The 26,394-nt window shown below is 62.9% G+C and carries 27 protein-coding genes; 14 read left to right on the top strand and 13 right to left on the bottom strand.

Annotation, left to right across the window (positions count from 1 at the left end; genetic code table 11):
* Positions 1–9: 9 nt before the first annotated feature.
* Both gatA and gatC read right to left on the bottom strand, forming a co-directional pair.
* Positions 10–1,461, bottom strand: a complete 1,452-nt coding sequence (gene gatA, locus WF331_RS04320) for an Asp-tRNA(Asn)/Glu-tRNA(Gln) amidotransferase subunit GatA (RefSeq protein ID WP_016501352.1) — start codon at positions 1,459–1,461, stop codon at positions 10–12.
* Between the two features lie 15 nt (positions 1,462–1,476).
* Positions 1,477–1,764, bottom strand: coding sequence for an Asp-tRNA(Asn)/Glu-tRNA(Gln) amidotransferase subunit GatC (gatC, locus tag WF331_RS04315; RefSeq protein WP_003255165.1), 288 nt, complete (start codon positions 1,762–1,764; stop codon positions 1,477–1,479).
* Positions 1,765–1,969: 205 nt separating this feature from the next.
* On the opposite strand from gatC, the gene mreB reads away from it, so the two are divergent.
* From mreB to tldD, 8 genes are all read left to right on the top strand, one after another.
* A complete protein-coding gene (mreB, locus tag WF331_RS04310; RefSeq protein ID WP_003255163.1) occupies positions 1,970–3,007 on the top strand; it encodes a rod shape-determining protein MreB in 1,038 nt (345 codons plus the stop codon).
* Positions 3,008–3,203: 196 nt separating this feature from the next.
* A complete protein-coding gene (gene mreC / locus WF331_RS04305) occupies positions 3,204–4,238 on the top strand; it encodes a rod shape-determining protein MreC (RefSeq protein WP_218178501.1) in 1,035 nt (344 codons plus the stop codon).
* Positions 4,238–4,726: a rod shape-determining protein MreD gene (mreD, locus tag WF331_RS04300; protein WP_016485021.1), complete on the top strand. Its 489-nt coding sequence runs from the start codon at positions 4,238–4,240 to the stop codon at positions 4,724–4,726. Before mreC ends, mreD begins: the two co-directional genes overlap by 1 nt.
* A gap of 33 nt (positions 4,727–4,759) precedes the next feature.
* Positions 4,760–5,371, top strand: coding sequence for a Maf family protein (locus WF331_RS04295; protein WP_284361887.1), 612 nt, complete (start codon positions 4,760–4,762; stop codon positions 5,369–5,371).
* 54 nt (positions 5,372–5,425) lie between these two features.
* Positions 5,426–6,883, top strand: a complete 1,458-nt coding sequence (rng, locus tag WF331_RS04290; protein ID WP_340622678.1) for a ribonuclease G — start codon at positions 5,426–5,428, stop codon at positions 6,881–6,883.
* 82 nt (positions 6,884–6,965) lie between these two features.
* Entirely contained in the window at positions 6,966–10,787 is a 3,822-nt protein-coding gene (locus WF331_RS04285; protein ID WP_340622677.1) for a YhdP family protein, read from the top strand.
* 8 nt (positions 10,788–10,795) lie between these two features.
* A complete protein-coding gene (locus tag WF331_RS04280) occupies positions 10,796–11,647 on the top strand; it encodes a carbon-nitrogen hydrolase family protein (RefSeq protein WP_284361883.1) in 852 nt (283 codons plus the stop codon).
* Between the two features lie 2 nt (positions 11,648–11,649).
* A complete protein-coding gene (gene tldD / locus WF331_RS04275) occupies positions 11,650–13,089 on the top strand; it encodes a metalloprotease TldD (RefSeq protein ID WP_340622676.1) in 1,440 nt (479 codons plus the stop codon).
* 138 nt (positions 13,090–13,227) lie between these two features.
* Here the strand turns inward: tldD and yjgA are convergent, their stop codons facing one another.
* On the bottom strand, positions 13,228–13,746 hold the full coding sequence (yjgA, locus tag WF331_RS04270) for a ribosome biogenesis factor YjgA (protein WP_027595596.1): 519 nt from the start codon (positions 13,744–13,746) through the stop codon (positions 13,228–13,230).
* Between the two features lie 109 nt (positions 13,747–13,855).
* On the opposite strand from yjgA, the gene pmbA reads away from it, so the two are divergent.
* From pmbA to WF331_RS04240, 6 genes are all read left to right on the top strand, one after another.
* A complete protein-coding gene (gene pmbA, locus WF331_RS04265; protein ID WP_016501344.1) occupies positions 13,856–15,202 on the top strand; it encodes a metalloprotease PmbA in 1,347 nt (448 codons plus the stop codon).
* A 127-nt stretch (positions 15,203–15,329) separates the two neighbouring features.
* The gene (locus WF331_RS04260; RefSeq protein ID WP_016501343.1) at positions 15,330–15,731 is read left to right on the top strand and encodes a hypothetical protein; all 402 of its coding nucleotides are present in this window, start codon (positions 15,330–15,332) and stop codon (positions 15,729–15,731) included.
* Entirely contained in the window at positions 15,724–17,100 is a 1,377-nt protein-coding gene (locus WF331_RS04255; protein WP_059394669.1) for a class II fumarate hydratase, read from the top strand. Before WF331_RS04260 ends, WF331_RS04255 begins: the two co-directional genes overlap by 8 nt.
* A gap of 28 nt (positions 17,101–17,128) precedes the next feature.
* Positions 17,129–17,590, top strand: coding sequence for a hypothetical protein (locus tag WF331_RS04250; protein WP_016501341.1), 462 nt, complete (start codon positions 17,129–17,131; stop codon positions 17,588–17,590).
* Position 17,591: 1 nt separating this feature from the next.
* Complete coding sequence (locus tag WF331_RS04245; RefSeq protein ID WP_340622675.1) at positions 17,592–18,203, top strand: superoxide dismutase; 612 nt, start codon at positions 17,592–17,594, stop codon at positions 18,201–18,203.
* An 11-nt stretch (positions 18,204–18,214) separates the two neighbouring features.
* Complete coding sequence (locus tag WF331_RS04240) at positions 18,215–19,108, top strand: ZIP family metal transporter (protein ID WP_016501339.1); 894 nt, start codon at positions 18,215–18,217, stop codon at positions 19,106–19,108.
* 158 nt (positions 19,109–19,266) lie between these two features.
* Here the strand turns inward: WF331_RS04240 and WF331_RS04235 are convergent, their stop codons facing one another.
* The 10 genes from WF331_RS04235 to WF331_RS04190 form a co-directional block, all read right to left on the bottom strand.
* Positions 19,267–19,539, bottom strand: coding sequence for an HPr family phosphocarrier protein (locus WF331_RS04235; protein ID WP_003255140.1), 273 nt, complete (start codon positions 19,537–19,539; stop codon positions 19,267–19,269).
* 19 nt (positions 19,540–19,558) lie between these two features.
* A complete protein-coding gene (rapZ, locus tag WF331_RS04230; RefSeq protein WP_016501338.1) occupies positions 19,559–20,413 on the bottom strand; it encodes an RNase adapter RapZ in 855 nt (284 codons plus the stop codon).
* Between the two features lie 2 nt (positions 20,414–20,415).
* Entirely contained in the window at positions 20,416–20,880 is a 465-nt protein-coding gene (gene ptsN, locus WF331_RS04225; RefSeq protein ID WP_016501337.1) for a PTS IIA-like nitrogen regulatory protein PtsN, read from the bottom strand.
* A 12-nt stretch (positions 20,881–20,892) separates the two neighbouring features.
* Positions 20,893–21,201: a ribosome hibernation-promoting factor, HPF/YfiA family gene (hpf, locus tag WF331_RS04220; RefSeq protein ID WP_016501336.1), complete on the bottom strand. Its 309-nt coding sequence runs from the start codon at positions 21,199–21,201 to the stop codon at positions 20,893–20,895.
* A gap of 79 nt (positions 21,202–21,280) precedes the next feature.
* Positions 21,281–22,774, bottom strand: a complete 1,494-nt coding sequence (locus tag WF331_RS04215; protein ID WP_041167860.1) for an RNA polymerase factor sigma-54 — start codon at positions 22,772–22,774, stop codon at positions 21,281–21,283.
* Between the two features lie 175 nt (positions 22,775–22,949).
* Positions 22,950–23,675, bottom strand: a complete 726-nt coding sequence (lptB, locus tag WF331_RS04210; RefSeq protein WP_016501334.1) for an LPS export ABC transporter ATP-binding protein — start codon at positions 23,673–23,675, stop codon at positions 22,950–22,952.
* Positions 23,676–24,200 (bottom strand): lipopolysaccharide transport periplasmic protein LptA, encoded by a 525-nt coding sequence (gene lptA, locus WF331_RS04205; protein WP_016501333.1) that lies wholly within the window; start codon positions 24,198–24,200, stop codon positions 23,676–23,678.
* On the bottom strand, positions 24,187–24,759 hold the full coding sequence (gene lptC, locus WF331_RS04200) for an LPS export ABC transporter periplasmic protein LptC (RefSeq protein ID WP_016501332.1): 573 nt from the start codon (positions 24,757–24,759) through the stop codon (positions 24,187–24,189). The genes lptA and lptC overlap by 14 nt, the downstream gene beginning before the upstream one ends.
* 8 nt (positions 24,760–24,767) lie before the next feature.
* Positions 24,768–25,292 (bottom strand): KdsC family phosphatase, encoded by a 525-nt coding sequence (locus tag WF331_RS04195; protein ID WP_340622674.1) that lies wholly within the window; start codon positions 25,290–25,292, stop codon positions 24,768–24,770.
* A gap of 11 nt (positions 25,293–25,303) precedes the next feature.
* Positions 25,304–26,278, bottom strand: a complete 975-nt coding sequence (locus WF331_RS04190; protein ID WP_016501330.1) for a KpsF/GutQ family sugar-phosphate isomerase — start codon at positions 26,276–26,278, stop codon at positions 25,304–25,306.
* Positions 26,279–26,394: the final 116 nt, after the last annotated feature.

The following is a 26,394-nucleotide window of genomic DNA, read 5'->3' as shown; positions in this document are numbered from 1 at the left end:
GTGAACTCCTCAGAAGCCGTTGGGGGCACGGGTGTGCCAGTCGGTCACTTGCTGGTAGCGGTGCGCGACGTTGAGCAGGCGGCCTTCCTGGAAGTACGGTGCCAGCAGCTGCACACCGACCGGCAGGCCGTCGACGAAGCCGGCCGGCATCGACAGGCCCGGCAGGCCCGCCAGGTTGGCGGTGATGGTGTAGACGTCTTCCAGGTAGGCGGCGACCGGGTCGCTGCTCTTGGCGCCAAGCTTCCAGGCCGGGTTCGGCGTGGTAGGGCCGAGGATCAGGTCGACATCGTTGAAGGCGGCCATGAAGTCGTTCTTGATCAGGCGGCGGATCTGCTGTGCCTTCACGTAGTACGCGTCGTAGTAGCCGGCCGACAGGGCGTAGGTGCCGACCATGATCCGGCGCTGCACTTCAACGCCGAAGCCTTCGCCACGGGAACGCTTGTACAGGTCGGTGAGGTCTTTCGGGTCCTCGCAGCGGTAGCCGAAGCGCACGCCGTCGAAGCGCGACAGGTTGGAAGAGGCTTCAGCCGGGGCGATCACGTAGTAGGCCGGGATGGCGTGCTGCATGTTCGGCAGGCTGATTTCCTTGACCACTGCGCCGAGCTTTTCCAGCTCTTTGACACTGGCCTGAACCAGGTCGGCGATACGCGGGTCGAGGCCTGCACCGAAGTACTCTTTCGGCAGGCCGATCCGCAGGCCCTGCAGCGAACCATTGAGGTTGGCGCTGTAGTCCGGCACCGGCTCTTCGATGCTGGTGGAATCCTTGGCGTCGAAACCGGCCATGCCTTGCAGCAGCAGGGCGCAGTCCTCGGCAGTGCGGGCCAGCGGGCCGCCCTGGTCGAGGCTGGAGGCGTAGGCGATCATGCCCCAGCGCGAAACACGACCGTACGTCGGTTTGAGGCCGGTGAGGTTGGTCAGTGCCGCCGGCTGGCGGATCGAACCGCCGGTGTCGGTGCCAGTGGTGGCCGGCAGCAGGCGCGCGGCCACGGCAGCGGCCGAACCGCCCGACGAACCGCCTGGGACGTGTTCGAGGTTCCACGGGTTCTTCACCGCGCCGTAGTGGCTGGATTCGTTGGCCGAACCCATGGCGAACTCGTCCATGTTGGTCTTGCCCAGGGTGACCATGCCGGCTTCAGCCAGCTTGGCGACCACGGTGGCGTCGTACGGCGCCTTGAAGTTGTCGAGCATCTTCGAGCCGCAACTGGTGCGTACGCCGTTGGTGCAGAACAGGTCCTTGTGGGCGATGGGGGCACCCAGCAGCGCGCCGGTTTCGCCTGCGGCGCGACGGGCGTCGGCGGCACGCGCCTGGCCCAGGGCCAGGTCTTCGGTGACGCTGATGAAGCTGTTGATTTGCGGGTCGAGTTGCTTGATGCGCGCCAACAGGGCGCCGGTCAGCTCTTCGGAGGAAAACGACTTGTCGGCGAGTCCGCGGGCGATCTCGGCCAGGGTCAATTGATGCATGGCAGGCTCTATCCCTTACTCGATGACTTTGGGAACTAGGTACAGACCGCTTTCGGTCGACGGCGCGATAGCCTGGTAGGCGTCGCGCTGGTTGCTTTCGGTGACCTGGTCGGGGCGCAGGCGCTGGCTGGCCTCCAGCGGGTGGGCCAGGGGCTCGATGCCAGTGGTATCGACCGCTTGCATCTGGTCGACCAGCCCGAGGATGCTGTTCAGGGCATCGGTAATGCGTGGCAGTTCGCCATCATTCAGCCCCAGACGGGCCAGATGGGCGATCTTTTCCACGTCGCAGCGTTCAAGCGCCATGAAGATCTCCAAGGGAAACAAAGAACGGAATTTGGGTCCGCGATGAGGAACATGTCAGCTTTCTGGCGGTCCAACGGCCGCGATCATCGGCTGGCATGCTCGGAAAAACAGCCAATTTAACATATTGGCTCCTTGCCCAAAATCCCTGCCATTGTTAGAGTTTGCCGCACTTTTTTACCCACGCTTTCCCCAGGGTCACTTTCCCATGTTCAAGAAACTGCGTGGCATGTTTTCCAGCGATCTCTCCATCGACCTGGGTACTGCCAACACCCTTATTTACGTGCGTGAGCGCGGTATCGTTCTGAATGAGCCCTCGGTTGTTGCCATCCGTACCCATGGCAATCAGAAAAGCGTCGTCGCCGTCGGTACCGAAGCCAAACGCATGCTGGGCCGTACGCCTGGCAACATTGCTGCCATTCGTCCGATGAAGGACGGCGTTATCGCCGACTTCAGCGTTTGCGAAAAAATGTTGCAATATTTTATCAACAAGGTTCACGAGAACAGCTTCCTGCAGCCAAGCCCGCGCGTGCTGATCTGCGTGCCGTGCAAGTCGACCCAGGTAGAGCGCCGCGCCATTCGCGAGTCGGCCCTGGGTGCCGGTGCCCGTGAAGTGTTCCTGATCGAAGAGCCAATGGCAGCTGCCATCGGTGCTGGCTTGCCGGTTGAAGAGGCTCGCGGTTCGATGGTCGTCGATATCGGTGGTGGTACCACTGAAATCGCACTGATTTCCCTGAACGGCGTGGTCTATGCCGAATCCGTACGTGTTGGCGGCGACCGCTTCGATGAAGCCATCGTCACCTACGTGCGCCGCAACTACGGCAGCCTGATCGGCGAGTCCACTGCCGAGCGCATCAAGCAGGAAATCGGTACCGCTTACCCGGGCGGCGAAGTGCGCGAAGTCGATGTGCGTGGCCGCAACCTGGCCGAAGGCGTACCGCGTGCCTTCACCCTGAACTCCAACGAAGTGCTCGAAGCGCTGCAGGAATCGCTGGCGACCATCGTCCAGGCCGTGAAGAGCGCCCTGGAGCAATCGCCGCCCGAGCTGGCTTCGGACATCGCCGAGCGTGGCCTGGTGCTGACCGGTGGTGGCGCGCTGCTGCGTGACCTCGACAAGCTGCTGGCCCAGGAAACCGGCCTGCCGGTGATCGTCGCCGAGGACCCGCTGACCTGTGTCGCCCGTGGCGGCGGTCGCGCCCTGGAGATGATGGACAAGCACGCGATGGACCTGCTCTCCAGCGAGTGATCCCACTCGCTGTTCACGAGCGCCCGGTTTACAGGTAGCACGCACAGTGCTACCTGTATGTGCTGGGCTGGCGCCCGTCAAGGGCGCCGTATCCGTCAACCCGCAACCAGGCTGGTGCGTTGTTCCATGTCCAATGACCTCCTGAGTCGTCCACGAGGAACGGCCCATTAAACCGCTTTTCTCCAAGGGCCCTTCGCTGGGCGTTCGCCTGCTCGTTCTGGTGGTGATGTCGGTCGCGTTGATGGTTGTCGACGCGCGCTTTGACGTGCTCAAGCCCGTGCGCAGCCAGATGGGCATGGTGCTGATGGAGTCGTACTGGATCACCGACCTGCCGCAACGTGCGTGGCAAGGCGTGGCCGGCCAGTTCGGCAGCCGCACTGAACTGATCGCCGAAAACGAAAAGCTCAAGACCGAAGCCCTGCTGCTGCAGGGGCGTCTGCAGAAACTGGCAGCCCTGACCGAGCAGAACGTGCGTCTGCGCGAGTTGCTGAACTCTTCGGCGCTGGTCAACGAAAAGGTCGAAGTGGCCGAGCTGATCGGTGTCGACCCCAACCCGTTCACCCACCGCATCCTGATCAACAAGGGCGAGCGTGATGGTGTGTTCCTTGGTCAGCCGGTGCTCGATGCGCGCGGTCTGATGGGCCAGGTGGTCGAGCTGATGCCCTACACCTCACGGGTACTGTTGCTGACCGATACCACCCATAGCATTCCGGTGCAGGTCAACCGCAACGGCCTGCGCGCCATTGCCAGTGGCACCGGCAACCCGGAGCGCCTTGAACTGCGTCACGTGGCCGATACCGCCGACGTCAAGGAAGGCGACCTGCTGGTCAGCTCCGGCATGGGCCAGCGCTTCCCGGCTGGCTATCCGGTGGCGACGGTCAACGAGGTGATCCACGATTCCGGGCAGCCGTTCGCCATCGTACGCGCCATTCCCACCGCCGCGCTCAATCGCAGCCGTTACATGCTGCTGGTGTTCAGCGACCGGCGTACCCCGGAGCAGCGCGCCACTGATGCTGCCATCGCCCAGGAAGAGGCTGACCGCAAGGGCACCTCGGTCCCCGGCCAACCGGCGGGTACGGGCGAGCAGGGCACACCTGCCAGCACTACGCCTGTAACCCCAGCCACACCCGCAGCGCCGACAGCACCGGCCGCACAGCCTGCAGCCCCGGCGGCCAACCCTGCCACGCCTGCCGCAGCGCCTGCCGCACCCGCTCACACCCGGAGACAATGATGGCTGCTTCGCGCCGCAACAACGGCTGGGTCATCTGGCTGACTTTCGCCATCGGCCTGCTGCTCAGCGTCTCGCCCATGCCGCAGTTCATGGAAGTGTTCCGGCCCATGTGGCTGGCTTTGCTGGTGTCGTTCTGGACCCTGGCGGTGCCGGGCAAGGTCGGCATGACCACGGCGTTCGTGCTGGGCCTGGCCGAGGACGTGTTGTACGGCACCCTTCTGGGCCAGAACGCGTTGATTCTCACCCTCATCACCTTCCTGGTGTTATCCCTGCAGCAGCGCTTGCGCATGTTCCCCATGTGGCAGCAGAGCCTGGTGATCCTGGTCATTTTCGGCATCGCCCAGCTTATCCAGCTATGGCTCAGCGCCCTGACCGGCAACCGGCTGCCTACCCTGGCGCTGGTCTGGTCGGCGGTCATCAGTGCCTTGCTCTGGCCATGGATCAGTTTCGCCCTGCGCGACCTGCGCCGACGCTTGCATATCAACTGACGGCGACGCCGCAACTGACAGGGAGATGTCTGCATGAACCCGTTATACCTGGCCTCTGGCTCGCCCCGCCGTCGTGAATTGCTGACCCAGATCGGTGTGCCTTTCACCGTTGTCAGTGCACCCATCGATGAGTCCCCGCTGCCTGACGAAAGCGCCCCGGCCTACGTTGAGCGCCTGGCTCGGGCCAAGGCTGCGGCTGGTCTGGCCCGTGTCGAGGGCCCGGCTGTGGTGCTGGGGGCGGACACTGCCGTGGTGCTCGATGGTCGTATTCTGGGCAAACCGGAAAACCGCGAAGATGCCATGGCCATGCTGGCTGACCTGTCGGGCCGCGAGCACCAGGTATTGACTGCGGTTGCCCTCAGCGACGGGCTGCATACGCAAAGCCTGTGCGTCACCAGCAAGGTGCGCTTCCGGGCGATCAGCGCCGATGAAACACAACGCTACTGGGCCAGCGGCGAGCCTGTGGACAAGGCCGGTGGCTACGCCATCCAGGGCCTGGGCGCAGTGTTCGTCACCGGTCTGTCCGGCAGTTATTCGGCCGTGGTAGGCCTGCCCCTCAGTGAGACGGCCGAGTTGCTTGGCACGTTTGGTATCGCCTGTTGGCAATCGCCCGTGCATACGCCAGAGGTAACAAACCCGCAGTAGCCAGCACGGCATACGCCATCCATCATTACAAAAGACCTTTGACGAGAGCCGGCCATGAGTGAAGAGATCCTGATCAACATCACCCCGATGGAGTCACGCGTGGCGGTGGTGGAAAACGGGGTACTGCAGGAAGTGCACGTCGAGCGCACCCAGCGCCGTGGCATCGTCGGCAATATCTACAAGGGCAAGGTGGTGCGTGTGCTGCCAGGCATGCAGGCGGCCTTCGTCGACATCGGCCTGGAGCGCGCCGCGTTCATCCATGCGTCGGAAATTTCCCAGCGTGAAGGCTCGGCGGTCGAGACCATCACGGCGCTGGTGCACGAAGGCCAGTCCCTTGTGGTGCAGGTGACCAAGGACCCGATTGGCACCAAGGGCGCACGCCTGACCACCCAGCTGTCGATCCCTTCGCGCTACCTGGTGTACATGCCGCGCAGCAGCCATGTCGGCATTTCGCTGAAGATCGAAGACGAAGCCGAGCGAGACCGCCTCAAGCAGGTGGTCAGCAACTGCATGGAAAGCGAAAACATCAAGGATGCCGGTGGTTTCATCCTGCGCACCGCCGCCGAAGGCGCTCGTGCCGAAGAGATCTTGCAGGACATCCGCTACCTGCGCCGCCTGTGGGAGCAGATTGGCGCCCAGATCAAGACCTGCGGCGCGCCGATGGTCATCTACGAGGACCTGGGCCTGGCCCTGCGTACCCTGCGTGACCTGGTCAACCCGAAGATCGAGAAGATCCGCATCGACTCGCGTGAAACCTTCCAGAAGACCACGCAGTTCGTCGGTGAACTGATGCCGGAAATCGCTGACCGCCTCGAACACTACCCAGGCGAACGGCCAATCTTTGACCTGTACGGTGTCGAAGACGAAATCCAGCGCGCCCTCGAGCGCAAGGTGCCGCTCAAGTCCGGTGGCTACCTGGTGGTCGACCCGGCCGAAGCGATGACCACCATTGATGTGAACACCGGTGCATTCGTCGGCCATCGCAACCTTGAGGAGACCATCTTCAAGACCAACCTGGAGGCTGCCACCGCCATCGCCCGGCAACTGCGCCTGCGCAATATCGGCGGCATCATCATCATCGACTTCATCGACATGGAAGATGAAGAGCACCAGCGCCAGGTGCTGCGCACACTGGAAAAACAGCTGGAACGGGATCACGCCAAGACCAACATCATCGGCATCACCGAGCTGGGGCTGGTGCAGATGACCCGCAAGCGCACCCGTGAAAGCCTGGAGCAGGTGCTGTGCGAGCCGTGCCTGGCCTGTCAGGGCCGCGGCAACCTGAAAACCCCCGAGACCATCTGCTACGAAATCTTCCGCGAGATCCTGCGCGAGGCACGTGCCTATCAGGCCGAGGGCTACCGTGTGCTGGCCAACCAGAAGGTGGTCGACCGCCTGCTGGATGAAGAATCGGGCAACGTGGCAGAGCTGGAGGCCTTTATCGGTCGAACCATTCGCTTCCAGGTCGAGTCGATGTATTCGCAGGAACAATACGACGTGGTGCTGCTCTGAGGTCTTCTCGAACGCGCCACTGGATGTTCGGGCTGGCAAAACCGCCACTACCGGCCATCATGGATAAACGACTTGGAGGGCCATGGCCATGGGACGTCTGACCCGCGTTCTTGTCGCCTTGACCCGCTGGGGGCTGGGCTTTTGCGCCCTGCTGGCGGTATTGGTGGCGTTGTATGTCAGCCTCGGCCGCGAGCTGGTACCGCTGGTGGCCGAATACCGTGCCGATGTGGAACGCAAAGCCGAGCAGGCGCTGGGCCTGCCGGTGCATGTCGGTGCCCTTGAGGGGCGCTGGAGCGGCCTGGCACCGGTGCTGCGGGTACGTGACCTGCAACTGGGTGAAGGCGCGACGGCGCTGCGCCTGGACGACGTCAAGGTTGTGCCCGATGTCTGGGCCAGCCTCAGTGCCCGCGAAGTGCGCCTGGCGCGTATACAGCTGGGTGGTCTGCAACTGATCCTGCGTGAGAACGAGCAGGGGGCCTGGGACCTGGAAGGCCTGCCGAAGAAGGACGATGCGCCGCTTGACCCCGCCGAACTGCTGGAGCGCCTGCGCCAGCTGGGCCGCATTGATGTGTTCGACAGCCAGGTCACCTTGCACCCGTGGCAGCGTGACCCGCTCACCCTGACGTATGTGAGCGCCGGCCTGCAGGCGGGTGCTTCGCGCCAGGCCCTGGACTTGAGTGCAACCCTGCCCGATGGCCAGCCCCTTGCGCTGAACCTGCGTAGCCGTGCGTCGGCAAAGGCCTGGCGTGATGCCCAGCTAGATGCCTACCTGAGCCTGCCGCAGAGTGACTGGGCGCGATGGTTGCCCCCACGCCTGTTGGGCCAGTGGCATGCCGAGGCGCTGCGAGCAGGCGGCGAGTTGTGGGTCGACTGGCGCGAAGGGCAATTGCAGCAGGCAGTGGTGCGGCTCAACGCACCCGAGCTGCAGGGCGGTTACGCCGGGCGCAAGGCCGCGACACTGAACAATCTGGCTCTGGGCGCCTGGTTCCAGCGCCAGGCCCAAGGCTTTGATGTAGTGGTCGACTCCCTGGCCATGGACATCGGCAAGACCCGCTGGGAGTCGCACCTGCAGTTGCAGCAGCGCCCCGGCCAGAGCGCTGCCGATGAAAGCTGGAAGCTGCAGGCCGACCGGCTGCACCTTACGCCCCTTACCCCGCTGATCGAAGCCCTGGCACCGCTGCCTGACAATGTCATGGCAGTAGTCGATGGCCTGAAAGTAACCGGCGCGTTGCGCAATGTACGGCTGGAGGCCCGGCCCAAGGCCGAGGGTGACCAGCGCCTGCAATTCGACGCCAACCTGGAGAAGGTCGGCTTCGATGCCTATCACGGTGCCCCGGCTGCCGGTAACGTCAGCGGCAGCATCAGCGGCGACCTGGGGCATGGTGAACTGCGCCTGGATACCGATGCGTTCATGCTGCACCTGTACCCGATCTTCGCCAAACCCTGGCAATACCAGAAAGCCAATGCGCGCCTGACCTGGGCGCTGGACAAGGAAGGCTTCACCCTGGTTGCGCCTTACCTCAAGGTGTTGGGCGAGGAGGGCAAGATTGCGGGTGACTTCCTTATCCGCCTGTTGTTCGAGGAAGGCCGCGAGGACTACATGGACCTGCGTGTCGGCCTCACCGAGGGCGATGGCCGCTACACCGCCAAGTACCTGCCCGAGGTGCTCAGCCCGGCCCTCGACGAATGGCTGCGCAGCGCCATCGTCAAAGGCACGGTGGATGAGGGTTACTTCCAGTACCAGGGCTCGCTGAATCATGGCGCCGCACCGGAGGCTCGCAGCATCAGCCTGTTTTTCAAGGTGCGGGACGCGGCCCTGGACTTCCAGCCTGGCTGGCCGCAGGTGCAGCACGTAGATGGCGATGTGTTCATCGAGGACAGCGGTGTGCGCATCAAGGCCCAGCGTGGCCTGTTGCTCGACACCAGGGTGAGCGATGTCAGCGTTGATATCCCGCATGTCGAGGGTGAGCAGCACAGCCGCCTGTACCTGGATGGCGACTTCGACGGCAGCCTGGGCGATGGCCTGAAAATACTCAAGGAAGCGCCGATCGGCACGGGCGAGATCTTCGCCGGCTGGGAGGGCGAAGGGCCGTTGAAGGGCAAGGTCAAGCTCGACATCCCGCTGGCTCATGGGGAACGGCCGAAAGTGCAGGTGGATTTCGCCACCAGCGATGCGCGCCTGAAAGTTGCCCCGCCCAGCCTGGAGTTGAGCCGCTTGAAGGGTGATTTCAGCTTCGATTTTGACAAAGGCCTAAGTGGCAAGGGCATCAGCCTGCAGGCGTTCGGCAAGCCGGTGACGGCGCAAATTACTGCCGAAGGCCAGCCGGGGCAGATGCAGACGCGCATCGAAGCCAATGGCCAGGTATCGCTCAAGGCACTGACCGACTGGCTGCAGTTCAAACAGGCCTTGCCGGCGTCCGGTGACCTGCCTTACCAGTTGCAACTCAGCCTGGGTAGCCGGGACAACCGACTGAGCGTCAACTCGAACCTGAAGGGCTTGGCCATCGACCTGCCGGCGCCCTTCGGCAAAGCCGCAGCAGACACCCGCGACAGCCGTTTCAGCATGAGCCTGCAAGGCCAGGAGCGGCGGTTCGATGCCGCTTACACCGACCTTGCACGCTTTGCCTACGCCGCACCGGCCGACAAGCTCATGCAGGGGCGTGGTGAATTGCTGTTGGGCACTGGTGACGCCCAACTCCCAACTGGGCAGGGTTTGCGGGTACGCGGGCGCCTGGAGTCGCTGGACCTGGCGCCTTGGCAAGAACAGGCGGCCCGGCTTGCCGGTGACGACCCAGGTGGCAGCGCGCGACAGAACCTGCAAAGTGTCGACCTGAGCATCGGCCAGCTGAAAGCCTTCGGCATGGACCTGAACCAGGCCGTGGTGCGGATGGCCCGTGGCGGCCCGGCCTGGGACCTGCGCCTGGACAGCAAGGAAGTGATTGGCAACGCCCGCGTGCCGGATGCCAAGGGTGCGCCAATGGTCGTGCGTATGCAGACCCTGCGCCTGCCCGCTGCCGACCCTGCCCAGGCTCAGGCCGAAGAGGGCCCGGACCCGTTGGCCTCGTTCGACCCGCGCAAGGTACCGGCGCTGGATTTGAGCATCGACAAGCTTTACCGCGGCGACGACCTGTTCGGCAGCGCGGCGATCAAATTGAGACCGACAGCGCGGGGCGTGACCGCCAGCGATATCGACCTCGACTTCAAAGGGCTGCGCATCGACGGCGGTGGCGGCTGGGAGGGTGAGCAGGGCCGCACCAGCAGCTGGTACAAAGGGCGCCTGGACGGCAAGAACCTGGCCGATGTGCTCAAGGCCTGGGGCTTCGCTCCGACTGTGACCAGCCGTGACTTCCGCCTGGATGTGGACGGTCGCTGGCCGGGTTCGCCCGCTGCGGTGGGCCTGAAGCGCTTCTCTGGCAGCATGGACGCGGCGCTGCGCACCGGCCAGTTCGTCGAAGTTGAAGGCAGTGCACAGGCACTGCGCGTGTTCGGCCTGCTCAACTTCAACTCCATTGGCCGGCGCCTGCGCCTGGACTTCTCCGACCTGTTCGAAAAGGGCTTGGCCTACGACCGGGTCAAAGGCCTGCTGGTTGCCAGTGACGGTGTCTATGTGACCCGCGAGCCGATCAGTGTCACTGGCCCGTCGAGCAACTTTGAGCTGGAGGGCACCCTGGACATGGTGCGCGACCGGGTCGATGCCAACCTGCAGGTGAGCCTGCCGGTGACCAACAACCTGCCGCTGGCTGCACTGATTATCGGCGCGCCGGCCGTAGGCGGTGCGCTGTTCCTGGTCGACCGCTTGATCGGTGACCGCGTGTCGCGCTTTGCCAGCGTGCACTACCGTGTCGAAGGGCCGTGGAAAGAGCCTAGAATCACATTTGTGAAACCTTTCGAGAAATCCCGCTAGGAGTGCCCATGAAGGCAGCGGTAATCCAGATGGTCAGCCAGGATGATGTGCTGGCTAACCTGCAGCGTGCCGGTGCCCTGTTGGAGCAGGCCGCATCTGGCGGCGCACGGCTGGCGGTACTGCCGGAAAACTTCGCCGCCATGGGCCGCAAGGACGCCGCTGCCATCGGCCGCGCCGAAGCATTGGGCGAAGGGCCGATCCTGCCATGGTTGAAACGCACCGCCCGCGACCTCAAGTTATGGATTGTGGCCGGTACCTTGCCCTTGCCTCCGGTCGGCCAGCCCCAGGCCAAGGCGCATGCCTGCTCGCTACTGATCGACGAACACGGCGAGGTGGCGGCACGCTATGACAAGCTGCACCTGTTCGACGTGGACGTTGCCGACAATCGCGGTCGGTACCGTGAGTCGGATGACTACGCCCATGGCGCCCAGGTGGTGGTGGCTGACACGCCGGTTGGGCGGCTGGGGCTTAGCGTGTGCTACGACTTGCGCTTTCCTGAGCTGTACAGCGCACTGCGCGAGGCCGGCGCGGAACTGATCACTGCCCCAGCGGCCTTCACTGCCGTGACAGGCGCGGCACATTGGGAGGTGCTGGTACGCGCCCGCGCAATCGAAACCCAGTGCTACCTGCTGGCTGCGGCGCAGGGCGGCACCCATCCAGGGCCCCGGGAAACCCATGGCCATGCGTCGATCGTCGACCCTTGGGGGCGCATCGTCGCAGAACAGGCGCGAGGCGAAGCAGTACTGCTTGCCGAGCGCGACATTGAAGAACAAGCGTCCATCCGGGCGCGCATGCCGGTGGTATCGCACCGGCGCTTTTTCTCGCAGGGCGCGTTGCGGCCTGCGCACACCTCGGAGTGACTATGAGCCAGATGTTATCCACCGTCAGTGAGCAGCTCCTGGCCCCAGGCGGCTTGACCCTGGACAGCCTGCAGAGCGTACTGGGTGAGTTGGCCGGCCCCGGCATCGACGCCGCCGACCTGTATTTCCAGGGCCAGATCTCGGAAACCTGGGCGCTGGAAGACGGCATCGTCAAAGAGGGCAGCTTCAACCTGGACCAGGGCGTGGGCGTACGTGCCCAGTCCGGTGAAAAGACCGGCTTCGCCTACAGCAATGCGATCAACCACGAGGCATTGACCTCGGCGGCGCGTGCCGCCCGTTCGATTTCACGTGCCGGGCAGAATGGCACGGTCCAGGCTTTCCGCAGTCAGGAAGTGGCCGCCCTGTATGCCGCAGACAACCCGCTGGATGTACTCAGCCGTGCCGAAAAGGTCGAGCTGCTCAAGCGTGTCGATGTCGCCACCCGCGCCCTGGACCCGCGCATCCAGCAAGTCAGCGTGAGCATGGCCGGGGTCTGGGAGCGCATCCTGATCGCTGCGGCCGATGGCAGCCTGGCTGCCGACGTGCGCCCGCTGGTGCGCTTCAACGTCAGCGTCATCGTCGAACAGAATGGCCGTCGCGAGCGCGGCGGGCAGGGCGGTGGCGGGCGTACCGACTACCGTTTCTTCACCGAAGAACGGATAATGGGCTATGCCCGCGAGGCATTGCGCCAGGCGCTGGTAAACCTTGAGGCGATCCCGGCACCTGCAGGCACCTTGCCGGTTGTACTGGGCTCGGGCTGGTCGGGCGTGTTGCTGCACGAGGCTGTAGGTCATGGCCTGGAGGGTGACTTCAACCGCAAAGGCAGTTCGGCGTTCAGCGGCCGCATTGGCGAGAAGGTGGCATCGAGCCTGTGCACCATCGTTGACGATGGCACGCTCGAAGGCCGCCGTGGCTCACTGAGCGTGGATGACGAAGGCACTCCGACCGAATGCACCACGCTGATCGAGAACGGTGTGCTCAAGGGGTACATGCAGGACAAGCTCAACGCACGCCTGATGGGCATGGCGTTGACCGGCAACGGTCGCCGTGAATCCTACGCGCACCTGCCGATGCCCCGCATGACCAACACCTACATGCGTGCAGGCGAAAGCGACCCGCAGGAAATCATCGCGTCGGTGAAGAAGGGCATCTATTGCGCCAACCTGGGCGGTGGCCAGGTGGACATCACCAGTGGCAAGTTCGTGTTCTCGACCAGTGAGGCCTACCTGATCGAAGACGGCAAGATTACCGCGCCGGTCAAGGGTGCGACCCTGATTGGCAATGGCCCGGAGGCGATGAGCCGGGTGTCGATGGTCGGTAACGACCTGGCGCTGGACAGCGGGGTAGGGACGTGCGGCAAGGATGGGCAGTCGGTACCCGTAGGAGTAGGGCAGCCGACTTTGAAGCTGGACGCGATTACCGTGGGCGGTACCGGGGCGTGACGGCCATCTTGGACCGCTCTGCGGTCCTTTCGCGACGCAAGGCCGCTCCCACAGGGGCTGCGCCATGCAGGAATGGCTGCGCGAATACTGTGGGAGCGGCCTTGTGTCGCGATTGGGCCGCACAGCGGCCCCAGGGGCTCAGCGCAAACCGCGCTGTAACTCGTCGAGGTCGCGGATGTACTTGAACACCTTGCGTGCAGCAGCAGGCGGCTTGTTACGCGCTTTTTCGTGCTGGGCATGCCGGATCAGCGAGCGTAGTTGCTGGCGATCGGTATCGGGGTATTCGTTGACGAAACGCTCGAGGTCTTCGTCATTACCGTCGATGAGCCGGTCGCGCCAGCGCTCCAGGCCGTGGAAGCGCTCGTTGTACTGGCGGGTCGAGCTGTCCATCTGCTCAAGCAAGGCGTGGATGGCATCCAGGTCCTGCACGCGCATCAGCTTGCCGACAAACGACATGTGGCGTTTGCGGGCACCGTGAGCGGTGTGCTTGGAAGCCTCGGCCAGGGCCTTGCGTAGCTCGTCGGTCAACGGCAGACGCGCCAGAGTGTCGGCCTTGAGCGTAGTGAGGCGCTCGCCGAGTTCAACCAGCTCATGCAGTTCGCGCTTGATCTGGGTTTTGCTTTTTTCGCCGTCGTAGGCGTCGTTTGAATCAACCATGGTGGCAGTCCGCTAGAAATCGTCGCCATGATAACCAGTCGGGGGCCGCTTGTCCGGCCCGGTCGTAGAATGACCCCAAGCCGTACGCAGAATTTTAGTGGAGAGAACCATGAGTGCAGTCCAGAGCGTAGGTCCGAAAGACCTGCCAGCATTGCAGGAGCAGGTCGAGGAGATCATTGCCGAGGCGCGCCGCCAGGGGGCCACCGCCTGCGAAGTGGCGGTGTCGCTGGAGCAAGGCCTGTCCACCACGGTACGCCAGCGTGAGGTCGAAACGGTCGAGTTCAACCGCGACCAGGGCTTTGGTATCACCCTTTATGTTGGCCAGCGCAAAGGCTCGGCCAGCACCTCGGCCAGTGGCCGGGACGCGATCCGCGAGACCGTCTCCGCAGCGTTGGCCATTGCCAAGCATACCTCCGAGGACGAATGCTCAGGCCTGGCCGACGCGGCGTTGATGGCCCGCGAAATCCCGGATCTGGACCTCTATCACGACTGGGCCATGGAGCCTGAAAAGGCCATCGAAATGGCCCTGGCCTGCGAGGCTGCGGCGTTCGATGAAGACCCGCGCATTCTCAACGCCGATGGCACCACACTCAATACCCACCAGGGCTGCCGGGTGTATGGCAACAGCCATGGCTTCATCGGCAGTTATGCTTCGACCCGGCACAGCCTGAGCTGCGTGATGATCGCTGAAGGCGACGGGCAGATGCAGCGTGACTACTGGTACGACGTGAACCGCCAGGGCAACCTGCTGGCCGACCCGCGCAGTATCGGCGCCCGCGCTGCCCAGCGCGCAGCCAGCCGTTTGGGCGCACGCCCGGTACCGACCTGCGAGGTACCGGTGCTGTTCTCCGCCGAGCTGGCCGGTGGCCTGTTCGGCAGTTTCCTCTCGGCCATTTCCGGCGGCAACCTTTACCGCAAGTCGTCGTTCCTTGAAGGCACCATTGGGCAACGCCTGTTCCCCTCCTGGCTTACCCTTGACGAGCGCCCCCATATCCCACGGGCACTGGGTAGCGCGGCATTCGACGGTGATGGCCTGGCGACCTATGCCAAGCCGTTCGTCGACAAAGGCGAGCTGGTGTCGTACCTGCTGGGCACCTATTCCGGGCGCAAGCTGGGCTTGCCTAGCACGGCCAACTCCGGTGGCGTGCATAACCTGTTTGTCACTCACGGTGTGGAAGACCAGGCCGCATTGATCCGCCGTATGGGGCGCGGGCTGCTGGTGACTGAGTTGATGGGGCATGGGCTGAATATGGTGACGGGGGATTACTCCCGTGGTGCGGCCGGCTTCTGGGTCGAAAATGGCGAGATTCAGCATGCTGTGCAGGAAGTGACCATTGCCGGCAATATGAAGGATATGTTCCAGCAGATTGTTGCGATTGGCAGCGATCTGGAAACCCGCAGCAACATCCATACAGGCTCGGTTCTGATCGAACGGATGACTGTTGCTGGTAGCTGATCATCAACCTGTACTGCTCAGATAAATGAAGACCCGGCCCCTGCGCCGGGTTTTTTTTCATCACCTTTTCCTTGAAGTGATTCTGTTTATCACTTAATAATGAATATCATTATCCAGTAACCCGGCGATGATGTTCATGAAACCCGTCCTCCGCGAACTGCCCTACCTGGAAAACTGGCGCTGGCTCAGCCGGCGCATACGCTGTGCGCTCGAGCCCGACGAGCCGCGCCTGATCGAGCATTACCTTGCCGAAGGCCGCTATCTGGTGTGCTGCACCGAGACCTCGCCATGGACGGTGGCACTGACCTCTTTCCGCCTGCTGCTGGATACCGCCTGCGACCGCATGCTGCCCTGGCATTGGCGCTGCCTGTGCCTGGACCTGGCCTGGCGCCCGCTGCTGGACATGCGCAACCTCGACCGCCAGGAACAGAACCAGCGCTGGCAGCCCTATGCCCTGCAGTTGGCCAATTGCCGTCTGCTGCCGTCGATTTCTCCCGATGAACTGATGCAAGGATTTGATGATGAGTGATACCCGTATCGAGCGTGACAGCATGGGTGAGCTGCAGGTGCCGGCCCAGGCCCTGTACGGTGCCCAGACCCAGCGCGCGGTCGACAACTTCCCGGTCAGCGGTCTGCGCATGCCGGCCCAGTTCATTCGTGCCTTGTTGCTGGCCAAAGCTGCTGCCGCCAAGGCCAACGTGGAGCTGGAGCAACTGTCTGCAGCGCAGGGCCAGGCCATCGTCAAGGCTGTCGAGCAACTGCTGGCGGAAGACTTCATTCAGCACTTCCCGGTGGATGTGTTCCAGACCGGCTCCGGCACCAGCTCGAACATGAACGCCAACGAGGTGATTGCTACCTTGGCAAGCCGCGTGCTGGGTGACGCTGTCAACGCCAATGACCACGTCAACTGTGGCCAGAGCAGCAACGACATCATCCCCACCACCATTCATGTCAGTGCTGCGCTGGCCTTGCACGAACAGTTGCTGCCGGCCCTGAGCCACCTGGTACAGGTGATCGAGACCAAGTCGGCGCAAGTGCACCAGTATGTGAAAACGGGCCGTACGCACTTGATGGACGCCATGCCGGTGCGCATGAGCCAGGTGCTGGATGGCTGGGCGGCACAGATCAACGCTGCGAAGGGGCACATCGAAGCGACCCTACCCAGCCTGCAGGCGCTAGCCCAGGGCGGCACCGCCGTGGGTACGGGCATCAACGCCCACCCTCAGTTCGCTGCCGGTTTCGCCCGACAGCTCAGCGGCCTGACCCAGGTCGAGTTCACCCCAGGGCAGAACCTGTTCGCCCTGATCGGCTCGCAGGACACCGCCGTGGCGCTGTCTGGCCAGCTGAAGACCACCGCCGTGGCACTGATGAAGATCGCCAACGACCTGCGCTGGATGAACTCCGGCCCACTGGCCGGCCTGGGCGAAATCGAGCTGCAAGGCTTGCAGCCGGGGTCTTCGATCATGCCTGGCAAGGTCAACCCCGTGATCCCGGAGGCCACCGCCATGGTTGCCGCCCAGGTGATCGGTAATGACGCGACCATCGCTGTCGCTGGCCAGTCCGGCAACTTTGAGCTGAACGTGATGCTGCCGGTGATCGCCCGCAACTTGCTGGAGAGCATCGAGCTGATGGCCAACGTCAGCCGTTTGCTGGCCGACAAGGCCATCGCCACCTTCAAGGTCAACGAGGCCAAGCTCAAGGAAGCCCTGGCGCGCAACCCGATCCTGGTCACTGCGCTGAACCCGATCATCGGTTACCTCAAGGCTGCCGAAATTGCCAAGACCGCCTACAAGCAGGGTCGCCCGGTCATCGATGTGGCGCTGGAGCACACCGACCTGTCACGTGACCAGCTTGAAGCGCTGCTGGACCCGGAAAAACTCACCGCCGGCGGTATCTGACCCTGCGTCACCGCCCAGGAGACAACCCATGCAGCACTGGAAACGCACCACGGAAACCGCCAACCGCCTGTTCGAACAAGGCGAGCTGGTCGACGCCCGGGAACACTACCTGCAAGCCCTGGCGCTGGCCCAGGTGCTGTTCGAGCGCTGGCATGACGTCGACGAAGCGGTGGCCGTGTTCGTCATCGCCCACCACAACCTGGCCGACCTGCACGTGCGCCTGAATCAGCCGCACGAGAGCGCCGACTACTTGTGCGCCGCCCACCAGCGGCTGCTGCACGCCAGTCAGGAGGCGCGATTGCCCCAGCCGCTACGTGACGCAGCGCTGCGCCACAGTGGGCGAACCTACACCGAACTGCTGAATTTCATCGCCGAGTACGGCCAGTACCCGCGAACCGAGCGCCTGCTCAACCGCCACAATGCCGGGGCCAGCGAACTCGCTGCCCAGCCGGACGTGGCGCCTGGAACCCATGCCTACGGAATTCACTGACATGCCCCATACCTTGCCTGCTTTGCCTTACGCCTACGATGCGCTGGAGCCGCACATCGACGCCCAGACCATGGAGATCCACCACAGCAAGCACCATCAGACCTACGTCAACGGCCTCAATGCCGCCATCGAAGGCACTGAGTGGGCCGAATGGCCGGTGGAAAAACTGGTCGGTGCGGTCAAGCAGCTGCCAGAAAACCTGCGCGCTGCGGTCACCAACCATGGCGGCGGCCACGCCAACCACAGCCTGTTCTGGACTGTGATGTCGCCGCATGGCGGCGGTGAGCCACGGGGCCAGCTGGTACAAGCCATCTCCTCGCAACTGGGCGGTTTCGATGCCTTCAAGGATGCCTTCACCAAAGCGGCGCTGACCCGCTTCGGCAGCGGCTGGGCCTGGCTCAGCGTGACCCCGCAGAAAACCCTGGTGGTGGAAAGCAGCGGTAACCAGGACAGCCCGCTGATGCACGGCAATACGCCGATCCTCGGCCTGGACGTGTGGGAGCATGCCTACTACCTGAAGTACCAGAACCGTCGTCCGGAATACATCGGCGCTTTCTACAACGTCATTGACTGGGCGGAAGTGGAACGTCGCTACGTTGAAGCCCTGAAGTGAGTCGGACCGGTATGCGCTCTGAAGTGATGTCTGTCAGCAGTGTGCGCCTGTTTCGCCTTGCGCTTGGGACTTTGCTTTTGCTGGCGGGCACCGCGCTGTTGGTAGCGCGTGGCCTTGCCTGGCTGGACCTGGAACCACGGATGTTGCGCGCCCTGGAGGGCGGCGCATTGTGCGCACTGGGGACGGCGTTGGGGGCGGTACCGGTACTGGTCATTCGCAACATGCCAGTGGCGCTGGCCGACACGCTGCTGGGCTTCGGCGCTGGCGTTATGCTGGCAGCCACCGCGTTTTCCCTGATCATTCCGGGTCTGGGCGCGGCCCAGTCCATCGGTTTCAGCCCTTGGGGCGCGGGCGGCCTGATCAGCTTTGGCTTGTTGTTCGGTGCGCTCTGCCTGTTTCTGGTTGACCTAAAAGTGTCTGGCGCCTCACCAGAAGCGCTGGTCGGCACCGACAACCAGCCGGTGATTGCTGCGCGCATCTGGCTGTTTGTGATCGCCATCATCGCCCACAACATTCCCGAGGGCATGGCCATCGGTGTGTCCGCCGGTGGTGGCATGGCCGACGCCGACAGCCTGGCCATGGGCATTGCCTTGCAGGATGTGCCTGAGGGGCTGGTCATTGCGCTGGTGCTGGCCGGGGCGGGCATGTCGCGCTTCAAAGCCTTCTTGATAGGCGCAGCGTCAGGCCTGGTCGAGCCGGTGGCTGCGGTGATCTGCGCCTGGCTGGTGAACATCGCCGAACTGCTGCTGCCGTTGGGCCTGGCCTGCGCGGCGGGGGCAATGCTGCTGGTGGTGACCCAGGAGATCATCCCGGAATCGCGCAGTAACGGCCATCATCGTCTGGCCAGCCTGGGGCTGTGTATTGGCTTCTGCCTGATGATGGTGATGGATACAGCGATGTCCTGATTCATTATCAGGTTTGCGTGTTCCCTGTGGGAGCGGCCTTGTGTCGCGATAGGGCCGCAAAGCGGCCCCGGCAACTTGTGCCTTGTTGCTCAAATTCTGGGACCGCATTGCAGCCCTGTCGCGGCGCAAGGCCGCGCCTACAAGGATCGTGCTGGCTTTTATTCGCCTTCGTCGAAGAAGTTGTTGATCAGCTCGACCAGCGCATCCATGGCGTCGTTGTCCTGCTCGCCTTCGGTGTGCAGGTGCACCTGGGTGCCTTTGCCGGCCGCCAGCATCATCACCGCCATGATGCTCTTGCCGTCCACCAGCTTGTCCGGCGCACGGCCAACCCGCACCTGGCAGGGGAAGCGGCCTGCCACGCCGACGAACTTGGCTGCCGCCCGGGCATGCAGGCCCAGCTTGTTGATGATGGTGATTTCGCGGGCGGGCATCGTGGGGCGGATCCTTGGGCTAGAGGTCGCGGTGGCGGACCTGGACGTTTTTCAGGGATTGCTGCAGCAACTGGCCAAGGCGCTCAGTGATGTACACCGAGCGGTGGTGGCCGCCGGTGCAGCCGATGGCAATGGTGACGTAGGCACGGTTGCTGGCGGCGAAGCGGGGCAGCCACTTGAGCAGATAGCTGGAAATGTCGCTGAACATGTCTTCGACATCCGGCTGTGCGGCCAGATAGTCGATTACCGGTTGGTCGAGGCCGGAGTGCTCGCGCAGCTCGGGCTTCCAGTAAGGGTTTGGCAGGCAGCGCACATCGAACACCAGGTCTGCATCGACCGGCATGCCACGCTTGAAACCGAACGACTCGACCAGGAACGCGGTGCCGGGCTCGGGTTGGTTGAGCAGGCGCAGCTTGATTGAATCACGCAACTGATACAGATTCAGGTTGGTGGTGTCGATCTTCAGGTCGGCCAGGTCGGCGATCGGGCCCAGAAGCTCACTCTCGACCCGAATCGCTTCGGCCAGCGAGCGGTTGGCATTGGTCAGTGGGTGGCGTCGGCGGGTTTCCGAGAAGCGCTTGAGCAGCATGTCTTCGTCGGCATCCAGGAACAGCACATCACACTGGATGTTTCGCGCACGGGCTTCTTCGAGCAATTCGGGGAAGCGCGTCAGGTGGCTGGGCAGGTTACGCGCGTCGATCGACACGGCAACCTTCGGTTGCAGCAGTTCGGTGTTGATCAGCGCTTCTTCCGCCAGTTCCGGCAGCAGCCCGGCGGGTAGGTTGTCAATGCAGTAGAAACCGTTGTCTTCCAGTACATCGAGGGCGGTGCTCTTGCCGGAGCCGGAGCGGCCGCTGACAATGATCAGGCGCATGTTCAGTGCTCGTTCTGTACGTCCAGGACAACCTGGAACAGGGCCTCGTTACTGCTGGCGGCACGCAAGCGATCACGAACCTCCTTGCGATCGAGCATGCTGGCAATCTGGCGCAGCAGTTCCAGATGGGCATCGGTAGCGGCTTCAGGCACCAGCAGGACGAACAGCAGGTCCACGGGCGCGCCATCGATGGCGTCGTAATCGATTGGAGCTTCCAGGTGCAGCAAGGCACTGACCGGTGCGGAACAGCCTTCAAGCCGGCAGTGGGGGATGGCGATGCCATTGCCGAAACCGGTCGAGCCGAGTTTTTCCCGGGCGACCAGTTTTTCGAAGACGTCTTGCATCTCCAGTTCTGGCACTTGGTCGGCGATGACGGTGGCGACCTTTTCCAGGGCGCGCTTCTTACTGCCGCCCGGCACGTTCACGAGTGAACGGCCGGGGGTCAGGATGGTTTCAAGTCGGATCATGGATGAGGGGGATCAGCGTGCAGCTGCACCTTGCAGCAGGCTTTGCTGTTTTTCCTTGTGTTTTTTCAGTTGGCGGTCGAGCTTGTCGGCCAAGGCGTCGATTGCTGCATACATGTCTTGGTCTTCGGCATTGGCAACCACTTCACCGCCGGGAATCTGCAGGGTCGCTTCGACCTTCTGCTGCAGCTTCTCGACTTTCATGATGACCTGCACGTTGGTGATCTTGTCGAAGTGACTCGCTACGCGTTTGAGCTTCTGCTCCACATAATCACGCAGCGGTGGGGTGACTTCTACATGCTGTCCACTGATATTGACTTGCATACAGCTTCTCCTTTGTTGCCCGTGCATAAAGAGGCAGGTCTCGCACCTGCCCCACAAACGCTGTGGCTCATCTCAGGGGCTACATCAGTCGCTTGCGCTCGCTCGACGGTGCGATGCCGAGGGACTCGCGGTACTTGGCGACGGTGCGACGGGCTACCTGGATGCCTTGTGCCTCCAGTAAACCAGCGATCTTGCTGTCACTCAATGGCTTTTTCTGATTTTCAGCCGCAACCAGTTTCTTGATGATCGCGCGAATCGCCGTGGACGAGCATTCTCCGCCTTCGGAGGTGCTGACGTGGCTGGAGAAAAAGTATTTCAGTTCGTAGATGCCACGCGGTGTGTGCATGTACTTTTGCGTGGTAACTCGCGAAATGGTCGACTCGTGCATCCCCACCGCTTCGGCAATGTCATGCAGCACCAGCGGCTTCATCGCTTCGTCGCCGTGGTCGAGGAAACCACGCTGGTGCTCGACGATCTGGGTGGCAACCTTCATCAGGGTTTCGTTACGGCTTTGCAGGCTCTTGATGAACCAGCGCGCTTCCTGCAACTGGTTGCGCATGAAGGTGTTGTCGGCGCTGGTGTCGGCGCGGCGCACGAAACCGGCGTATTGCGGGTTCACCCGCAGGCGCGGTATGGCTTCCTGGTTCAGCTCCACCAGCCAACGGTCGGTATCTTTGCGCACGATGACGTCGGGCACCACGTACTCGGGTTCGCTGGACTCGATCTGCGAACCAGGGCGCGGGTTGAGGCTTTGTACCAGTTCGATGACCTGGCGAAGCTCGTCTTCCTTGATTTTCATGCGCCGCATCAGCTGGCTGTAGTCGCGGCTGCCGAGCAGGTCGATGAAATCGGTGACCAGGCGCTTGGCTTCGGTCATCCACGGGGTATTGGCAGGTAGCTGGCGCAGTTGCAGCAGCAGGCATTCGCCCAGATTGCGGGCGCCGACACCTGCCGGTTCGAACTGTTGGATGCGGTGCAGTACCGCCTCGACTTCGTCCAGCTCGATGTCCAGCTCAGGGTCGAAACCGGCGCAGATTTCTTCGAGGGTGTCTTCCAGGTAGCCCTGGCCGTTGATGCTGTCGATCAGGGTAACGGCGATCAGGCGGTCGGTGTCGGACATCGGCGCCAGGTTCAGTTGCCACAGCAGGTGGCTTTGCAGGCTTTCGCCGGCCGATGTGCGGGTGGTGAAGTCCCACTCGTCGTCATCGTTGCTCGGCAGGCTGCTGGCGCTGGTCTGGTAGATGTCTTCCCATGCGGTATCGACTGGAAGCTCGTTGGGAATGCGCTCGCTCCATTCACCGTCTTCCAGGTTGTCGGCACTGATGGTGCTTTCCTGGAAGCTGTTGTCCTGGGCTTCGGCTGTCGGCTTGTTCTCGGCGTTGTCCGCCATCGGGTCGCTGTTGTCGAAGTCCTCGCCGTCTTCCTGACGTTCGAGCATCGGGTTCGACTCCAGCGCTTCCTGGATTTCCTGTTGCAGGTCCAGGGTGGAAAGCTGGAGCAGACGGATGGCCTGTTGCAACTGCGGTGTCATCGTCAGTTGCTGGCCCATTTTTAGGACGAGCGATGGTTTCATGGCAGGGGCTTGTACCTTGTTCGCCGGCGCGCATGCGCCATCCACTACACGAGGGCGCCGGGGCGCCAGATCAAGCAAGTTTTATGCCTTAAATTGTAGCGTTTGCCTAGAGCACCGTAACAACTTTACCCGCAGTTGTGCGGCTATTTTCCGGTGCTCCAGGCGCGTGCCGGGGTCAGAGACGGAACTCGTGGCCCAGGTAAACCTCTTTGACCAGGTCGTTGGCCAGGATGGTTTCGGCGTCGCCTTCGGCGATCAGTCGGCCATCATTGACGATATAGGCGGTTTCGCAGATATCCAGGGTCTCGCGCACGTTGTGGTCGGTGATCAGCACACCGATGCCCTTGGCCTTGAGATGGTGGATGATCTGCTTGATGTCGCCGACCGAGATCGGGTCGACACCGGCGAATGGTTCGTCCAGCAAGATGAACTTGGGTGCGGTCGCCAGGGCGCGGGCAATCTCGACGCGACGGCGTTCACCACCAGAGAGGCTCATGCCGAGGTTGTCGCGGATGTGGCTGATGTGGAACTCCTGCAGCAGGCTTTCCAGCTCCTTGCGCCGGCCGTCGCGGTCGATGTCCTTGCGGGTCTCGAGGATGGCCATGATGTTGTCGGCCACCGACAGCTTGCGGAAGATCGAGGCTTCCTGCGGCAGGTAGCCGATGCCAGCACGGGCGCGGCCGTGCATGGGCTGGTGGCTGACATCGAGGTTATCGATGAGCACGCGCCCCTGCTCGGCCTGGACCAGCCCGACAATCATGTAGAAGCAGGTGGTCTTGCCGGCGCCGTTGGGGCCGAGCAGGCCGACGATCTGGCCGCTGTCGATCGACAGGCTGACATCGCGTACGACCTGCCGCCCCTTGTAGCTCTTGGCCAGGTGCTGGGCTTTGAGGGTTGCCATTTACTCGGCCTTCTTCTTGGGCTGGATCACCATGTCGATGCGCTGACGCGGTGTAGTCACGTTGCCACCGCGACCGGCGGTCGCCACCTGGGTCTGGGTGTTGTAGACGATCTTCTCGCCTTCGGTGGTGTTGCCTTCGTTCTCGACCTTGGCGCGGTCGGTGAGGATCACCAGGTCTTTCAGCGCCTGATACTGGATGGTCACGCCCCAGCCTTTCATCTTGTCTGGCTTGGCCGCGCTCTGCTGCTGCTCGAAGTAGGCCAGGTTGCCCACCGAGGTCACCACATCGATGTCGCCGGAAGCGGAGCGGGTGATGGTCACGGTGTTGCCTTTGATCATCATCGAGCCCTGGGTAATGACCACGTCGCCGGTGTAGGTGGCTACGCCTTGCTTGTCATCCAGGTGGGCCTGGTCGGCCTGGATGCGGATCGGCTGATCACGGTCATTCGGCAGTGCGAAGGCGCTCGCGCTTCCCAGTGCTGCGCTCAGGCTGAGCAAAAGGGGGAGGGTTTTAACGAGCCTCATACTGTCCTCTTACGTTAGAGAGCAGGTCCATCCTGCTTTCTTTCAAATACGCTTTCATTCCTTTGCCCGTAGTTGTGCCACCGGCGCCGTCGATTCTAACGGCTTGCTCGGTCTGCGCATATTGCTTCTGCGGGAACACGGTCATGCGTGAGCTGGTAATGATGGTTTCACGCTGCTTTTCGTCGATGCGCGCAATCCGGACCTTGTCGATCAGTTCGACCTCGGTGCCGTCCGGATTGACCTCGGCGCGGGTGCTCTGCACGTGCCACGGGTATTCGGTGCCGCGGTACAGGTGCAGGTCCGGCGTGGTCAGCAACGTGATTTCGCTGGCCTTGAGGTGCTCGACCTTGTCGGCAGTCATTTCGTACTGCAGCTTGCCATCAGGCAGAAACTGCACGCTGTGGGCGTTGATCGCATAGTAGTCGATGGCGCTTTCGTCGACCTGGGCCACCGGCTTGTCGAGGAAGCTTTCCGGGCTGACGTTCCAGTAGCCGACCGCCGCCAGCAGGGCGGCGATCACTGCTAGCAGCGCAATATTGCGGGCTTTCTTGCTGAACATGGGCAGCCTTACAGGTAATTGGCGTTGGCAGCGTCCAGGGTGCCCTGGGCCTGCATGATCAGTTCGCAGAATTCACGGGCTGCGCCTTCGCCGCCGCGTGCCTGGGTCACGCCGTGGGCGTGCTGGCGAACAAACGGAGCGGCGTTGGCCACGGCCATGCCCAATGCTACCCGGCGAATGACCGGCAGGTCGGGCAGGTCGTCGCCCAGGTAGGCCACTTGATCATAGCTTAGGCCCAGTTCGGCGAGCAGGCCGTCAAGCACGACCAATTTGTCCTCGCGGCCCTGGTACAGGTGCGGGATGCCGAGGTTTTTCGCCCGCCGTTCGACCACAGGGGTTTTACGCCCGCTGATGATCGCGGTGGTCACGCCCGAGGCCATGAGCATCTTGATGCCCTGGCCGTCGAGGGTGTTGAAGGTCTTGAACTCGCTGCCGTCCTCGAGGAAGTACAGGCGCCCGTCGGTGAGCGCGCCGTCCACATCGAACACTGCCAGCTTGATGGTTTTGCCGCGTTGCATGAGATCCTGGTTCATTCCATCGCTCCTTACATTACACCGGCGCGCAGCAGGTCGTGCATGTTCAGGGCGCCGGTCGGGCGGTCCTCGCGGTCCACCACCACCAGTGCGCCGATCTTGTGGTCTTCCATGATCTTCAAGGCTTCGGCAGCGAGCATTTCGGCACGGGCCGTCTTGCCGTGCACGGTCATCACCTGGTCGATCAGGGTGGTGTGTACGTCGATGTTGCGGTCCAGGCTGCGGCGCAGGTCGCCGTCGGTGAAGATCCCGGCCAGCGTGCCGTCGGCTTCGACGATCACGGTCATGCCCAGACCTTTGCGGGACATTTCAAGCAGCGCATCCTTGAGCAGGGTGCCGCGGGCTACCTGGGGCAGCTCGTCGCCGCTGTGCATCACGTTCTCGACCTTGAGCAACAGGCGGCGGCCCAGTGCACCGCCCGGGTGCGAGAAGGCAAAGTCTTCTGCCGTGAAGCCGCGGGCTTCGAGCAGGGCGATGGCCAGGCAGTCGCCCAGCACCAGCGATGCGGTGGTGGAAGAGGTGGGTGCCAGGTTAAGTGGGCAGGCCTCTTGCTCTACGCGGGCGTCGAGGTTGACCTCGGCGGCCTGGGCCAGAGGCGAATCGGGGTTGCCGGTCAGGCTGACCAGCTTGATGCCCAAGCGTTTGATCAGTGGCAGCAGGGTGACGATTTCGGCAGTGCTACCGGAATTCGACAGGGCAAGGATGACATCATCGCGGGTGATCATGCCCATGTCGCCATGGCTGGCTTCAGCCGGGTGCACGAAAAACGCCGGCGTACCGGTGCTGGCCAGGGTGGCGGCGATCTTGTTGCCGATATGCCCGGACTTGCCCATGCCGACCACGACCACCCGGCCCTTGCTGGCCAGGATCAGTTCGCAGGCTTTGACGAAATTGTCGTCGATGCGCGCCAACAGGGCCTCTACGGCCTCGAGTTCCAGGCGCAGGGTGCGTTGGGCGGATTGGATCAGCTCGCTGGATTGGCTCATGTCGAGAAAGCAATGCCTGATGAAAAGGCCGCGATTATACGCGCAATGACGAAAACCCTCACCCCTTCGATTGCTGTAGCGAATGTCATCAAAGCCTGTCACAGGGCTGAACGACT

Origin of the sequence: Pseudomonas sp. YNh, from assembly GCF_037993085.1 — a bacterium.
In the GTDB taxonomy this organism is placed as follows: domain Bacteria; phylum Pseudomonadota; class Gammaproteobacteria; order Pseudomonadales; family Pseudomonadaceae; genus Aquipseudomonas; species Aquipseudomonas putida.
This window is presented reverse-complemented; position numbering and strand designations above follow the sequence as displayed.

Bases quoted from the DNA above. Each gene is read 5' to 3' on its own strand.
- gatA (WP_016501352.1), bottom strand. From the start codon at position 1,461: ATGCATCAATTGACCCTGGCCGAGATCGCCCGCGGACTCGCCGACAAG.
- gatC (WP_003255165.1), bottom strand. From the start codon at position 1,764: ATGGCGCTTGAACGCTGCGACGTGGAAAAGATCGCCCATCTGGCCCGT.
- mreB (WP_003255163.1), top strand. From the start codon at position 1,970: ATGTTCAAGAAACTGCGTGGCATGTTTTCCAGCGATCTCTCCATCGAC.
- mreD (WP_016485021.1), top strand. From the start codon at position 4,238: ATGGCTGCTTCGCGCCGCAACAACGGCTGGGTCATCTGGCTGACTTTC.
- WF331_RS04295 (WP_284361887.1), top strand. From the start codon at position 4,760: ATGAACCCGTTATACCTGGCCTCTGGCTCGCCCCGCCGTCGTGAATTG.
- rng (WP_340622678.1), top strand. From the start codon at position 5,426: ATGAGTGAAGAGATCCTGATCAACATCACCCCGATGGAGTCACGCGTG.
- WF331_RS04285 (WP_340622677.1), top strand. From the start codon at position 6,966: ATGGCCATGGGACGTCTGACCCGCGTTCTTGTCGCCTTGACCCGCTGG.
- WF331_RS04280 (WP_284361883.1), top strand. From the start codon at position 10,796: ATGAAGGCAGCGGTAATCCAGATGGTCAGCCAGGATGATGTGCTGGCT.
- tldD (WP_340622676.1), top strand. From the start codon at position 11,650: ATGAGCCAGATGTTATCCACCGTCAGTGAGCAGCTCCTGGCCCCAGGC.
- yjgA (WP_027595596.1), bottom strand. From the start codon at position 13,746: ATGGTTGATTCAAACGACGCCTACGACGGCGAAAAAAGCAAAACCCAG.
- pmbA (WP_016501344.1), top strand. From the start codon at position 13,856: ATGAGTGCAGTCCAGAGCGTAGGTCCGAAAGACCTGCCAGCATTGCAG.
- WF331_RS04260 (WP_016501343.1), top strand. From the start codon at position 15,330: ATGATGTTCATGAAACCCGTCCTCCGCGAACTGCCCTACCTGGAAAAC.
- WF331_RS04255 (WP_059394669.1), top strand. From the start codon at position 15,724: ATGAGTGATACCCGTATCGAGCGTGACAGCATGGGTGAGCTGCAGGTG.
- WF331_RS04250 (WP_016501341.1), top strand. From the start codon at position 17,129: ATGCAGCACTGGAAACGCACCACGGAAACCGCCAACCGCCTGTTCGAA.
- WF331_RS04245 (WP_340622675.1), top strand. From the start codon at position 17,592: ATGCCCCATACCTTGCCTGCTTTGCCTTACGCCTACGATGCGCTGGAG.
- WF331_RS04240 (WP_016501339.1), top strand. From the start codon at position 18,215: ATGCGCTCTGAAGTGATGTCTGTCAGCAGTGTGCGCCTGTTTCGCCTT.
- WF331_RS04235 (WP_003255140.1), bottom strand. From the start codon at position 19,539: ATGCCCGCCCGCGAAATCACCATCATCAACAAGCTGGGCCTGCATGCC.
- rapZ (WP_016501338.1), bottom strand. From the start codon at position 20,413: ATGCGCCTGATCATTGTCAGCGGCCGCTCCGGCTCCGGCAAGAGCACC.
- ptsN (WP_016501337.1), bottom strand. From the start codon at position 20,880: ATGATCCGACTTGAAACCATCCTGACCCCCGGCCGTTCACTCGTGAAC.
- hpf (WP_016501336.1), bottom strand. From the start codon at position 21,201: ATGCAAGTCAATATCAGTGGACAGCATGTAGAAGTCACCCCACCGCTG.
- WF331_RS04215 (WP_041167860.1), bottom strand. From the start codon at position 22,774: ATGAAACCATCGCTCGTCCTAAAAATGGGCCAGCAACTGACGATGACA.
- lptB (WP_016501334.1), bottom strand. From the start codon at position 23,675: ATGGCAACCCTCAAAGCCCAGCACCTGGCCAAGAGCTACAAGGGGCGG.
- lptA (WP_016501333.1), bottom strand. From the start codon at position 24,200: ATGAGGCTCGTTAAAACCCTCCCCCTTTTGCTCAGCCTGAGCGCAGCA.
- lptC (WP_016501332.1), bottom strand. From the start codon at position 24,759: ATGTTCAGCAAGAAAGCCCGCAATATTGCGCTGCTAGCAGTGATCGCC.
- WF331_RS04195 (WP_340622674.1), bottom strand. From the start codon at position 25,292: ATGAACCAGGATCTCATGCAACGCGGCAAAACCATCAAGCTGGCAGTG.
- WF331_RS04190 (WP_016501330.1), bottom strand. From the start codon at position 26,278: ATGAGCCAATCCAGCGAGCTGATCCAATCCGCCCAACGCACCCTGCGC.